Here is a 12,692-nt window from a genome sequence, read left to right on the forward strand (position 1 = left end):
GAGCAAGCAAACATGGCAATTGACGTATATCTGCAGATCGATGGTATCAAAGGCGAATCGACGGACGACAAGCACAAGGACTGGATCGAGTGCACCACGGTGAACTGGGGCGTGAGCCAGCCGCGCTCGGCCACCGCCTCGACCGGCGGCGGCCACACGGCCGAGCGTTGCGTGCACGAAGAAGTCACCATCGACAAGCTGGCCGACCTGGCCTCGCCGATCCTGCTGCAGACCTGCGCGGCCGGCAAGACGATCCCGAAGGCCAAGCTGGAATTCATGCGCGCCGACGGCCAGGGTGACCGCATCAAGTACTTCGAGATCGAACTGGAAAACGTGCTGATCGGCGCCGTCAGGCCGAAGGTCGAGGAAGGCTCGATCATCCAGGAAGAGGTCAAGCTGAAGTTCTCGAAGATCAAATGGAAGTACACCCAGCAAAAGGTCACCGGCGGCGCCGGCGGCAATACCTCGGGCGGCTGGGATCTGGCGACCAACAAGATCGCCTGACCTCAGCCTCGGGCGCGCCGCCGCAGGGTAGCGCGCCCTTTTTGTTTCCGTCGCGGGAGGCCCCATGAAAGGATTCACCCCCGGCCTGCTCGACCGCCTGATGGACGAGCACAGCCTGCCCGGCATCGAACAGATCAAGGATCTCGTGGCGCGCGAGCTCGAAGCCCTGCTCAATACCCGCGCCGCGCTGCCGGATGCGCTGTTCGACCGCTTTCCGCTGGCGCGCGCATCGATCCTGAATGATGGCCTGCTCGACTTCGCCAGCTTTTGCCTGACCAGCGACGAAGACCGCGCCGCCATCTGCGCCAGCCTCAAGACAGCCATCGAAACCCACGCGCCGCGCCTGAAGGACGTCAGCGCCGTGCTGCAGCCGTCGTCGCTGCGCTAAGCGATCCGCAAAGCGCCCAGAACCCGCACCCCGGCGCCAAGCGCTAGCCCACCATCGAAAGGATCCGACACGCATGGACATCAACCTCAAGACCCTGATCGGCAAACTGAACGACGTCACGCGCACGGCAGCCACGCGCGCGGCGAATATCTGCGTCGGCCGGGGGCAGTACGAAGTCGACATCGAACACCTGTTCCTGGCGCTGCTCGAGCAGCCGGCCTGCGACCTGGCCGTCGTCGCGCGCGCCTGCGACATCAGCGTGTCGGGCCTGGAGTCGGATCTGCGCCATGAAGTCGCGCGTTTCTCCTCCGGCAGCACGCGCACGCCGGTGTTTTCGAAGCACCTGCCCACGCTGCTCGAGCATGCGTGGCTGATCGCCTCGCTCGGCCAGAATGGCCCGAACACGATCCGCAGCGGCCACCTGCTGCTGGCGCTCTTGACCGACCCGAGCCTGGCCCAATTGGCCCAGCGCGGCTCGCGCCTGTTCGCCGAATTCCCGCTCGACCGCCTGAAGCACGACTTCGACAAGCTCACGCGCGGCTCGAGCGAAACCGTCGCCCCTGCCTCCTGCACGACGCAGGGGCAGGGCGGCGATCCGGTCGGCGAACTCGAAGCGCAGGCCGCGGGCAAGACGCCGGCGCTCGATCAGTTCACCACCTGCCTGACGAGCCGCGCGCGCGAGGGCAAGGTCGATCCGGTGATCGGGCGCGACCCCGAGATCCGCCAGGCGATCGACATCCTGATGCGGCGCCGCCAGAACAATCCCATCCTTACCGGCGAAGCCGGCGTCGGCAAGACCGCCGTGGTCGAAGGCCTGGCCCTGCGCATCGTGCAGGGCGACGTGCCGGAAGTGCTGCGCGGCGTCGAGATCCACACGCTCGACATGGGTCTGCTGCAGGCCGGCGCCAGCGTCAAGGGCGAGTTCGAGAACCGCCTCAAGAACGTGATCGACGAGGTGAAAAAGAGTCCGCACGCGATCATCCTTTTCATCGACGAGGCGCACACGATGATCGGTGCCGGCGGCACGGCCGGCCAGAACGATGCGGCCAACCTGCTCAAGCCGGCCCTGGCGCGCGGCGAGCTGCGCACCATCGCCGCCACCACCTGGAGCGAGTACAAGAAGTATTTCGAAAAGGACGCCGCGCTGGCGCGGCGCTTCCAGGTGATCAAGGTCGAGGAGCCCGACGAGGAGACCGCCTGCGCCATGCTGCGCGCGATGGCGCCGCTGATGGAAAAGCATTTCGGCGTGCGCGTCTACGATGACGCGATCGTCGAGGCGGTGCGGCTCTCGCACCGCTACATCAGCGGCCGCCAGCTGCCGGACAAGGCGATCAGCGTGCTCGACACCGCCTGCGCCAAGGTCGCGCTGGGTCAGCGCGCGACGCCGGCGCTGCTGGAAAACTGCATGCGCCGCATCGAGCGGATCGACGCCCAGATCGCGGCGCTCGAACGCGAGCAGAGCGCCGGCGGCGACCACGCGGCGCGCCTGATGCAGCTGCGCGGCGAGCGCATCGCCGCGCTGACCGAGCAGGAACGCCTGACCGCGCGCTGGGAGCAGGAGCGGGCGCTGACGGCCGACATCGGGCGCATGCGCGGCGAACTCGAAGGCGGCCGCGCGTCCTCGACGGGCGCCCCCGGGCTGCGTGCCGCCGTCGAGGAACTGCGCGCGCTGCAGGGCGAGGCGCCGCTGGTGCCGGTGCAGGTCGACGGCCACACGGTGGCCGGGATCGTCGCCGCCTGGACGGGCATTCCGCTGGGCCGCATGGTGAAGGACGAGATCAAGACCGTGCTGCAGCTGCAGTCGCTGCTCGACGAACGCATCCTCGGCCAGTCGCACGCCACCGCTGCCGTGGCCCAGCGCGTGCGCACCGCGCGCGCCAACCTGGACGACCCGAACAAGCCGAAGGGCGTCTTCCTGTTCGTCGGCACCTCGGGCGTGGGCAAGACCGAGACGGCGCTGGCGCTGGCCGACCTGCTCTACGGCGGCGAGCGCAAACTCGTCACCATCAACATGAGCGAATACCAGGAAGCGCACAGCGTCTCCGGCCTGAAAGGCTCGCCGCCCGGCTATGTCGGCTACGGCGAAGGCGGCGTGCTGACCGAGGCCGTGCGGCGCAACCCGTATAGCGTAGTGCTGCTCGACGAGGTCGAGAAGGCGCATCCGGACGTGCTCGAACTTTTCTTCCAGGTCTTCGACAAGGGTGTGCTCGACGACGCCGAGGGCCGCCAGATCGACTTCCGCAACACGATCATCATCCTGACCTCGAACGCGGCGTCGAGCACCATCATGGCGGCCTGCCTGAACAAGACCCCGGCGGAAATGCCGACACCCGATGCGCTGCTCGATGCGATCCGCCCGCAGCTGATGAAGCAGTTCAAGCCGGCCTTCCTCGGCCGCCTGGCCACGGTGCCTTTCTATCCGATCGCCGACGAGGTGTTGGCCAACATCATCCGCCTGAAGCTGAACCGCATCGGCCAGCGCGTGCGCGACAACCACGGCGCTACCTTCGAATACGACGAGGCGCTGGTGAACGCGGTGCTGAGCCGCTGCACCGAGGTCGATTCCGGCGCGCGCAATGTCGACACGATCCTGAACGGCACGCTGCTGCCCGAGATCGCCGACAGCGTGCTGGCGAAGATGGCCGAGGGCGGGGCGATCGCGCGCATCAAGGTCGGCGCGACCAAGGCCGGCAAGTTCAAGTACGCGATCGATCCGGCATAAGGAAGCGCCATGTTCACAGTCGAACAGTTACTCAATCCGGTCAGTGCCGCTCATCCCTGCGGCGAAGACCTCGCGTTCTCGCCCGAACTCGACGCCATCGCCCAGGCCCGCAAGGCCGACGATCCGTCGATCGAGCAGGGCGCCTGGGTCACGACGCTGAAGGAAGCGGACTGGAAGTTCGTCGTCAAACGCTGCGCGCAACTGCTGGAAACGCGCAGCAAGGACTTGCAGCTGGCCGTCTGGCTGGCCGAGGCCAGCGCCAAGACGGGCGGCCTGCGCAGCCTGGGCGACGCGCTGCAGGTCGTCGCCGGGCTGTGCGAACGCTTCTGGGACGACCTGTATCCGCAGGCCGACGAGGACGGCTTCGAGCGGCGCATCGGCAACCTGTGCTGGCTGGCGGCGCGCATACCGCAGCTGGTGACGGAGTGTCCGGTGACCGAAGCGACGGCCTTTTCGATGCGCGACATCGAGGCGGCGCGTGCCCACGGCGCCGAGGCGATCGCCAACATCGAAGCGGCGCGCGGCCGTACCTCGAAAGCGTTCCAGGCTGCGCTGCTGGACGACTGCAATGACTGCCTGGCGGCGCTGGACGCGATGGAGAAGGCGGTCGACGCGCGCTTCGAGGCCGACGGCCCCGGTTTCAGCACCGCCCGCACGGCCTTGCAGAACCTGGCGCATTTCATCACGCCCGCGCCTGGAATGGCGGGAACGGCGGAGACGGCAGTGGCCACCGTACCGGCGCTGGTGGGCGCGGCGCAGGCGGGCGCGGTCATGGCGGCGGGCGCGCAGCCCCTGTTCTCCGGCGCGATCGCCAGCCGTGCGCAGGCGCTCGGACAGCTGCGGGCGGTGGCCGATTTTTTCCGGCATACGGAGCCGCACAGCCCGGTCGCCTACCTGGCCGACAAGGCGGCCAGCTGGGGTGAGCAACCGCTGCACCTGTGGCTGAAAACGGTGGTCAAGGATGCGGGCGCGCTGGCCCACGTCGAGGAATTGCTGGGGATCGAAAAGACGGAAGAAGGGTGAAATATTCTTTCATCCGTCGGTTCTGAATGAAAGAATATTGCAGGGCGGCGCGAGCCGCCCTGTTGCGTCGAGGGCCTTATTGCGCAGGCTGCCCGGTCTGCCCGCCGGATGCCTTGTCCGCACCAGGATTGACGAGCGACGAAGCCTTGGCGATCTGTTCCTCGACATTCTTGACGGCGTCGCGGGTGGCTTGCGTCACCTGCTCGTAGCCCTTGAAGGCGTTGTCGATGGCGGCCTTGATGATCTCGACCGCGTTCTCCGAACCCGGCTTGACGTTTTGGGTGACATCGTAGATCAGCGCCGACAGCGTGCTTTTCGCCTCGGCCATGTGGACGTCGGCGGCGCGGCGGAACTCGCTTTGCATCTCGTCGATGATCACCTTCATCTGGTCGCGGTATTCGACGCTGCCGGCCATATCGGGGCTCATACGCGCCGACAGCGCGTCGAAGGCGGCGCGCGCGTCGCGTGCCTGGGACAGGTCGCGGCTGGCGGCCAGCGTCTTGTCCATGGTGTTGCGGGCGGTGGCCATGTTCAGGGCCATCACCTGTTCCAGTCCCTTGACGGTCTTGTTGGCAAGCATGTCGAAGGTCTGCATTTGCAGGTCAAACAGGGTTTTGGTAGCGGATGCGAATTGTTCCGGACTCGTGAACATCAATGTCTCCTCGGTTCTAATGAATACAGCGATCGGCGACCTGCGGACTAACGAAGTCATTATTTAGCAACGATGAGCTTTTCGCAACGGCTGTCCCGATAGGGCCCGGCGGCGCGTTCCCAGCCGGGGCCGAGCGGCGTCTGCGAACAGGCCAGCTGGCCGTCGGCCTTGCTGCGCCACTGGAACCAGGGCGCCGGCTTGGCGGCGGCCGAGCCCAGGCAGCAGGCCAGGAGGAGGCAGAACATGCGTGCGGAAGCGGTCATCGTGGCCCGAGCATACCGCATCCGCACAGGTTCGAGGCTTTCTCTTGCGCTTCCAACCGTGGGAAGGTGTATCGTGCGCGGATGAGGGAGAACAGCATGGATGCTATGAATATCGGCGAGGCGGCAAAGGCCTCGGGTGTGTCGAGCAAGATGATTCGCCATTACGAGTCGATCGGGCTGATCGACGCGGCGCGCCGTACCGATGCCGGCTACCGCGTCTACGCCCAGCGCGACGTACGGGTGCTGCAGTTCATCCACCGCGCGCGGATGCTGGGCTTTTCGCTGGAGCAGATCCGCGAATTGCTGGCGCTGTGGCAGGACAAGGCGCGCGCCAGCAGCGACGTGCGCGCGCTGGCGCACAGCCATGTGGCGGATCTCGAGCGGAAAATCGCGGAGATGGAAGCGATGAAGCGCACCCTGGCGCGGCTGGCGGCGTCCTGCCATGGCGACGCGCGACCGGACTGCCCCATCCTCGACGACCTCGCGGCAGGCTGAAAGGGAAGGGAAAGACGCACAACGCAAAACGCCGCAATCCTTTTGCAAAGATTGCGGCGTTTTGCGCCGGTCATACGACCAGAAAAACATTTGGTGCCCACGGAGGGACTCGAACCCCCACACCTCGCGGCACATGGACCTGAACCATGCGCGTCTACCAATTCCGCCACGTGGGCCTACAGATACTACGGTGCTGCTATTGCCAACAACATTCAAACAATGAGTCGTGCGCTCAAGAGCACACGCTACGATCCTGCAATTTCTGCGGATTTACTGCCAGTAGATGGTGCCCACGGAGGGACTCGAACCCCCACACCTCGCGGCACATGGACCTGAACCATGCGCGTCTACCAATTCCGCCACGTGGGCATTTAATACAGCATTACATCAACAACGGTACGACAAGCTACAGCGGAGTACTTCCAGTAGTTGGTGCCCACGGAGGGACTCGAACCCCCACACCTCGCGGCACATGGACCTGAACCATGCGCGTCTACCAATTCCGCCACGTGGGCATTTTGCTTACTGTTACAGCCAACATCGTTTCGGCGATGAGTCTCTGTGCTCGAGAGCACAGGCTACAGATTCGATCGCTGAAGCTGATACAATATCAGGGTTTGCTGTTTTTCGCTAGATCAACTTTCGTCACTCCAGCGCAGAAATCCCTCTATTGCCGCTGCGTTTCCTTCGCTTGAACATTGCTGTCGTTGCGAAAGAGCCGAGATTATAGCGGAAGGTTTGCAAAAGTCAAAGACCTGTCCGCTGGGCCTTTCGCCTCCTGCCTGGGCGCACCGCAGCACGCTTCGTTAGGCGAATCGTGTCGTCCTCCGTTACACTACGCCTGACAAGGTGTCAATCCAACCACGGTTGCGGCCAATCAGCACCACAGCTTATTACCGCCTTATTACCGTTTAAATAAGAATTCAAGAAAACGATTTGAAGCAACCTACTCATACTATTCCTAGCCGAGAGGAAATCCTCGGCGTGTTCCGTGATGCAGGCACGTCGCTCGATGCGGCAACACTCGCACGTGCTCTCGGTGTCAAACCCGCCGCCCAGGAAGTCCTCGGCCGCCGCCTGAACGCCATGGAGCGCGATGGCCAGATCCGTACCGACGGCAACGGCAGCTATGCGCTGGCCGACCAGACCGGCTTCATCGCCGGCAAGATCAGCGCGCACCGTGACGGCTTCGGTTTCGTCATTCCCGACGAGCCGGGCAACGATCTCTTCCTGAACGATAAGGAAATGCAGAAGGTGCTGCATGGCGACCGCGTGCTGGCGAAAGTTACCGGCACCGACCGCCGTGGCCGCCTCGAAGGCACGATCGTCGAGGTCGTCGCCCGCGCCAACACCCACATCATCGGCCGCCTGCTCAATGAAGGCGGCGTCTGGATCGTGTCGCCGGAAGACCAGCGCATGAACCAGGACGTGCTGATCGCCGGTTCGCCCGGCAAGGCCAAGGCCGGCCAGGTCGTCTCCGTCGAACTGATCGAGCAGCCGGCGCGTTTCCAGAAGCCGACCGGGCGCATCGTCGAAGTGCTCGGCGAACTGGACGACCCGGGCATGGAAATCGAAATCGCCGTGCGCAAGTTCGGCGTGCCGCACGTGTTCTCGCCGAACGCCCTGAAGCAGGCCAACCGACTGCCGAACGAAGTCGTCGACAGCGACCTCGCGGATCGCGTCGACCTGCGCGACGTGCCGCTGGTGACGATCGACGGCGAAGACGCGCGCGACTTCGACGATGCCGTCTACTGCGAACCGATCAAGCTGGGCGCCGAGACCGGATTCCGCCTGCTGGTCGCGATCGCCGACGTCAGCCACTACGTGAAGCCGAACGACGGCCTCGATGTCGACGCCATCGAGCGCAGCACCTCGGTCTACTTCCCGCGCCGCGTGATCCCGATGCTGCCGGAAAAACTGTCGAACGGCCTGTGCTCGCTGAACCCGGCGGTCGACCGCCTGAGCCTCGTGTGCGACATGGTCGTCAGCAGCGAGGGCGAAGTGACGGCCTACCAGTTCTACCCGGCCGTCATTCACTCGGCCGCGCGCCTGACCTATAACCAGGTCGCCGAGATCCTCGCCGAGCCGCAAGGCGAAGAGGCGGGCCGCCGTCCGGCCATCGTGCCGCACCTGCAGAACCTGAACGGCGTGTTCCATGCGCTGCTCGGCGCCCGCCAGGAACGGGGCGCGATCGACTTCGAGACGACCGAGACCTACATCGTCTGCAATGCGATGGGCAAGATCGAAAAGATCATCCCGCGCACCCGCAACGATGCGCACCGCCTGATCGAGGAATGCATGCTGGCTGCGAACGTCTGCGCGGCCGACCTGCTGATCCGCCACAAGCATCCGGGCACCTTCCGCATCCACGCCACGCCGACCGAGGAAAAGCTGAACCAGCTGCGTACCTTCCTCAAGATGACGGGCCTGAACCTGGGCGGCGGCATGAAGCCGGCCGCGGGCGACTATGCCGCCCTGATGCGCGAGATCAAGGAGCGTCCGGACGCGGCCCTGCTGCAGACCATGCTGCTGCGTTCGATGCAGCAGGCCGTCTACAGCCCGGACAACGTCGGCCACTTCGGCCTGGCCTACGAGGCCTATGCCCACTTCACCAGCCCGATCCGCCGCTATCCGGATCTGCTGACCCACCGCGCGATCAAAGCGGTGTTGGCCGGTAAAAAATACGAGCCGAAGGGCATCGACCTGGCCAAGCTGAACACGACCATGTCGAACGCCGGCCGCAAGCAGGCCGCGAAAGACAAGGCCGAAGGCACCGCCAAGGATCCGAAAGACCTGACGATCTGGGACGCGCTCGGCGTGCACTGCTCGGCCAACGAGCGCCGCGCCGACGAAGCCTCGCGCGACGTCGAGAACTGGCTCAAGTGCTACTTCATGCAGGACAAGCTGGGCGAGTCCTTCACCGGCATCGTCGCCGGCGTGACCACCTTCGGCATCTTCGTCCAGTTAGATGAGCTGTATGTCGAGGGCCTGGTGCACGTGACCGGCCTGGGCGAAGACTATTTCCAGTACGACGAAGCGCGCCACCAGCTGCGCGGCGAACGTACCGGCAAAACCTTCGGCCTGACCGACCGCGTCACCGTGCAGGTGGCCAAGGTCGACCTGGAAGCACGCAAGATCGACCTCGTGCTGGCGCAGGAGGGCGCGGTCGACGCCAAGCCGGCGCGCCAGGAAGGCGGCCAGGACAGCAAGCTCGATCGCATCCGCGCGAACGTCGTTCAGCCCGCTGCTCCTGCCGCTACTGCGCCGCGCCAGGACGGCAAGGCCGCGGGAGAAGGCAAGGGCGGCCGCTCGAAGCGTTCGCGCCGCGGACGCAAGGAGCGCGCAGCCGCACGCGAACTGGCGACGCAGCAGGCGGCGCAACCGGTCGACCCTGTGCAGGAACAGCTGCAGACGCCGGCGTTCGACGAAGACGGCGACGCTGCCGTCAACGCCGAACCGAAGCGCTCGCGCCGTTCGCGCAAGGAGGGTGCATCCGCGCGCGAGGCAGCGAACCAGCCGCCAGCCGCCGAACAGGCCGAGCGCGAACCGGCGCCGGCGCTGGTGGCCGACATCGGCCAGGAAACCGGCGAATCGAAGCGTGCCCGCCGCGCCAGGAAGGCACAGGAGGCAGAGCAGGGAGCTTCCGCCGACGCGCGTGAGCAGGTGAGCAGCCCTGCGTCTGCCGCTCCGGCGCCGGCAGTGCCGCCTGCACTTGAGGCACCCGAAGCCGCGCCGGCCAAGCGTGCGCGCAAGGCCGCAGCCGCCGCGCCCGCAGCCGCGCTGGCGGAGCCGGCCCCGGCCCCGGTTACTGCGGCGCTGGATCTGGGCGGCGCCAAGCCGGCCCGTAAAGCCAAGGCAACTGTGCGCGCCGCCACCGAGGCTCCAGCCGAAGCAGCACCAAGTGCTGCACCCGCAGTCGAGGCAGTCGCCGAGGCGGCGCCGAAGCGTGCGCGCCGTACCAAGGCGGCCGAGCCTGAAGCCGCAGCACCTGTCGCGGCACCTGTCGCGGCACCGGAAGCGCCAGCCAAGCCGCGCCGCACCCGCGCCGCCAAGGCGGAAGCCGAGGCCGCACCAGAAAGCATCGCCGAGCCCGTCCCGGCCGCAAAAAAGAGCGTTGCAAAAAAGAGCGCCGCCAAAGAGAGCGCCGCCAAGAAGCCTGCCGCCAAAGCGGCGAGCAGCACGTCCAAAACCAGCAGCAAGAAGAAGTAACGAGAAAAGTAGCGAATGAAGAACAAAATGATTTTCGGCTTCCACGCCGTGACCTCGCGCCTGCGCCACGAAGCCCAATCGGTCGAAGAGATCTTCGTCGATGCCGAGCGCAACGACGCCCGCATGAAGGCCCTGATCGCCAACGCGAAAGAGGCCGGCGTGCGCGTCATGCCGGTCGAGGCCAGCCGCCTCGACAAGATCGTCGGCACCCGCCGCCACCAGGGCGTGATCGCCTTCGCCAGCCAGCTGGCGCTGGCGCGCAACCTCGACGAGCTGCTCGACGCCATCGACGGCCCGCCGCTGCTGCTCATCCTCGACGGCATCACCGATCCGCACAACCTGGGCGCCTGCCTGCGCGTGGCCGACGGCGTCGGCGCGCACGCGGTCATCGTGCCGAAGGATCGCGCGGTCGGCCTGAACGCCACCGCGGCCAAGGTGGCCAGCGGCGCCGCCGAGACCGTCCCTTACATCACCGTGACCAACCTGGCGCGCACCATGCGCGACCTGAAGGACCGCGGCATCTGGCTGATCGGTACCTCCGACGACGCCGACAAGGGCCTGTACGAAGCCGACTTCACCGGCCCGACGGCGCTGGTGATGGGTTCCGAAGGCGAGGGCATGCGCCGCCTGACCCGCGAGACCTGCGACCTGCTCGTTTCCATTCCGATGTTCGGCTCGGTCGAGAGTCTGAACGTCTCGGTCGCTTCCGGCGTCTGCCTGTACGAAGCGCGCCGCCAGCGCGGCATCCCGACCTGAGCCTCTCCAGCCGCGTTTGAACGCGGGCATGCCCGCCCTACGGTGTACTACGCCTTGGCCACAAGTCGTAGTACACCGTAGGGTGGGCATGCCGACGCGTACACCGTGTGTGCCCCTGTGCGCCCCCCCCCGAATTGACCCCCTCCCAAGCAACAAGTAGCCGTATAAGCTACCATTTGCCCCTGTTTTCCTTCTGTACTTACCATGTTTTCCTCGTTGCGCGAAGATATCAAGAGCATCATCGAACGCGACCCGGCCGCCCGTAACGGCTGGGAAGTGCTGACCTGCTATCCCGGCCTGCATGCCATCGTCATGCACAGCTGGGCGCATGCCTGCTGGCGGCTCAACCTGAAGTGGCTCGGCCGCTTCATCTCCTATATCGCGCGCGTCATCACCGGCATCGAAATCCACCCCGGCGCCACCATCGGCAGGCGCGTCTTCATCGACCACGGCTTCGGCGTGGTGATCGGCGAGACGGCGGTCGTCGGCGACGATTGCACCATCTACCAGGGCGTCACGCTCGGCGGCACCACGCTGGTGGCCGGCACCAAGCGTCACCCGACGCTCGAGCGCGGCGTCATCGTCGGCGCCGGCGCCCAGGTGCTGGGCGCGTTCACCGTCGGCGAGTTCGCCAAGGTCGGCTCGAACGCCGTGGTCGTCAAGCCGGTGCCGGCGGGCGCGACGGCCGTCGGCAATCCGGCCCACATCATCCGCAAGGAAGACCAGTCGCGCAGCGCGCGCATGTTCGCCGCCTATGGTGTTACGCCCAATGGCGACGATCCGCTGTCGAAGGCCTTGCGCGGCCTGATCGACCACGTGGCGCGCCAGGACGAGCAGCTCGAACGGCTGACGGCCACCATCAAGGCGGCCGGCATCGCCTGTCCGAACATGCGCGAGGGTGATAAACTCGATTCGGCCGAACTGAACCGGCTGGTCGACTGAGGAACCCATGACTGACGAATTGAACAACTGCGCGAATAGCGGCGCAGCCGAAACAGGAAAGGCGCCGGACGCGCTCGACCTTTTCGAGATCCGCGTGCTCGCGGTGCTCGCCGAAAAGGAAGCGCTCACGCCCGACAACTACCCGATGTCGCTCAACGCCATCGTCAACGGCTGTAACCAGCTCTCGAGCCGCGATCCGGTGATGCAGCTGGGCGAAGACACGGTACAGGACACGCTGCAGCGCCTGATCGAGCGGCGCCTGGTGAGCGGCGTCAGCGCCGCCGGCGCGCGCGTGACGAAATACGAGCACCGCATGCGCATCAAGTGGACGCTGGAACAGGACAAGGTGGCGGTGCTGACCGTGCTGATGCTGCGCGGCCTGCAGACCGCCGGCGAGATCCGCACCCGCAGCGGCCGCCTGCACGAGTTCAAGTCGGTGGCCGATGTCGAGGCGACGCTGCAGTTCCTGATCGATAAATACCCGCCGCTGGTGGCGCGCCTGGAACGCGCCCCGGGCACCAAGGAGCCGCGCTACGGCCAGCTGCTGGGCGGCGAGATCGCGGTGTCGCGCGAGGATTCGGCCTTCGGGACGGCCGCCGCACTGGCCCCTTCCAGCCGCATCGGCCAGCTGGAAGAGGAGGTGGCCAATCTGCGCGCCGAGGTGGCCGAGCTCAAGGCGCAGTTCGAGGCCTTCCGCCAGCAGTTCCAGTAAGGGCCCGCGCGCCGCGGGCGTAAAAA

10 protein-coding genes, 3 tRNA genes and 1 pseudogene are annotated in these 12,692 nt (G+C 66.0%); 9 read left to right on the plus strand and 5 right to left on the minus strand.

Annotated features, from left to right (window positions below; genetic code table 11):
• The first annotated feature begins 12 nt into the window (after positions 1–12).
• The 4 genes from ASF77_RS13495 to tssA all read left to right on the plus strand — a co-directional run bounded on the left by ASF77_RS13495 (position 13) and on the right by tssA (position 4,637).
• A complete protein-coding gene (locus ASF77_RS13495) occupies positions 13–504 on the plus strand; it encodes a type VI secretion system tube protein Hcp (protein WP_056340040.1) in 492 nt (163 codons plus the stop codon).
• A 64-nt stretch (positions 505–568) separates the two neighbouring features.
• Positions 569–892, plus strand: a complete 324-nt coding sequence (tssE, locus tag ASF77_RS13500) for a type VI secretion system baseplate subunit TssE (RefSeq protein ID WP_056340043.1) — start codon at positions 569–571, stop codon at positions 890–892.
• Positions 893–965: 73 nt separating this feature from the next.
• Complete coding sequence (tssH, locus tag ASF77_RS13505; protein ID WP_056340046.1) at positions 966–3,614, plus strand: type VI secretion system ATPase TssH; 2,649 nt, start codon at positions 966–968, stop codon at positions 3,612–3,614.
• A 9-nt stretch (positions 3,615–3,623) separates the two neighbouring features.
• Positions 3,624–4,637, plus strand: a complete 1,014-nt coding sequence (gene tssA, locus ASF77_RS13510) for a type VI secretion system protein TssA (protein ID WP_056340049.1) — start codon at positions 3,624–3,626, stop codon at positions 4,635–4,637.
• A gap of 76 nt (positions 4,638–4,713) precedes the next feature.
• On the opposite strand, the gene phaP is transcribed toward tssA, so the two are convergent.
• Positions 4,714–5,289, minus strand: coding sequence for a TIGR01841 family phasin (phaP, locus tag ASF77_RS13515; protein WP_056340051.1), 576 nt, complete (start codon positions 5,287–5,289; stop codon positions 4,714–4,716).
• Between the two features lie 59 nt (positions 5,290–5,348).
• A complete protein-coding gene (locus tag ASF77_RS13520) occupies positions 5,349–5,552 on the minus strand; it encodes a hypothetical protein (RefSeq protein WP_056340056.1) in 204 nt (67 codons plus the stop codon).
• 105 nt (positions 5,553–5,657) lie between these two features.
• Between ASF77_RS13520 and cueR the strand changes: the two genes are divergently transcribed.
• On the plus strand, positions 5,658–6,047 hold the full coding sequence (gene cueR, locus ASF77_RS13525; RefSeq protein ID WP_056340059.1) for a Cu(I)-responsive transcriptional regulator: 390 nt from the start codon (positions 5,658–5,660) through the stop codon (positions 6,045–6,047).
• A gap of 91 nt (positions 6,048–6,138) precedes the next feature.
• Here the strand turns inward: cueR and ASF77_RS13530 are convergent.
• From ASF77_RS13530 to ASF77_RS13540, 3 genes are all read right to left on the minus strand, one after another.
• Positions 6,139–6,223 (minus strand) — tRNA-Leu (locus tag ASF77_RS13530).
• Between the two features lie 108 nt (positions 6,224–6,331).
• Positions 6,332–6,416, minus strand: a tRNA-Leu gene (locus ASF77_RS13535).
• Between the two features lie 61 nt (positions 6,417–6,477).
• Positions 6,478–6,562 (minus strand) — tRNA-Leu (locus ASF77_RS13540).
• A 421-nt stretch (positions 6,563–6,983) separates the two neighbouring features.
• On the opposite strand from ASF77_RS13540, the pseudogene rnr reads away from it, so the two are divergent.
• The 4 genes and pseudogenes from rnr to ASF77_RS13560 all read left to right on the plus strand — a co-directional run.
• A pseudogene (rnr, locus tag ASF77_RS13545) lies at positions 6,984–9,542 on the plus strand (ribonuclease R); the annotation flags it as partial.
• Between the two features lie 729 nt (positions 9,543–10,271).
• Positions 10,272–11,012, plus strand: coding sequence for a 23S rRNA (guanosine(2251)-2'-O)-methyltransferase RlmB (gene rlmB, locus ASF77_RS13550; protein ID WP_056340062.1), 741 nt, complete (start codon positions 10,272–10,274; stop codon positions 11,010–11,012).
• 204 nt (positions 11,013–11,216) lie between these two features.
• Positions 11,217–11,954, plus strand: coding sequence for a serine O-acetyltransferase (gene cysE, locus ASF77_RS13555; RefSeq protein ID WP_056340065.1), 738 nt, complete (start codon positions 11,217–11,219; stop codon positions 11,952–11,954).
• A 7-nt stretch (positions 11,955–11,961) separates the two neighbouring features.
• On the plus strand, positions 11,962–12,666 hold the full coding sequence (locus tag ASF77_RS13560; protein ID WP_056340068.1) for a YceH family protein: 705 nt from the start codon (positions 11,962–11,964) through the stop codon (positions 12,664–12,666).
• The last annotated feature ends 26 nt before the right edge of the window (positions 12,667–12,692 follow it).

Origin of the sequence: Massilia sp. Leaf139, from assembly GCF_001424165.1 — a bacterium.
In the GTDB taxonomy this organism is placed as follows: domain Bacteria; phylum Pseudomonadota; class Gammaproteobacteria; order Burkholderiales; family Burkholderiaceae_D; genus Telluria.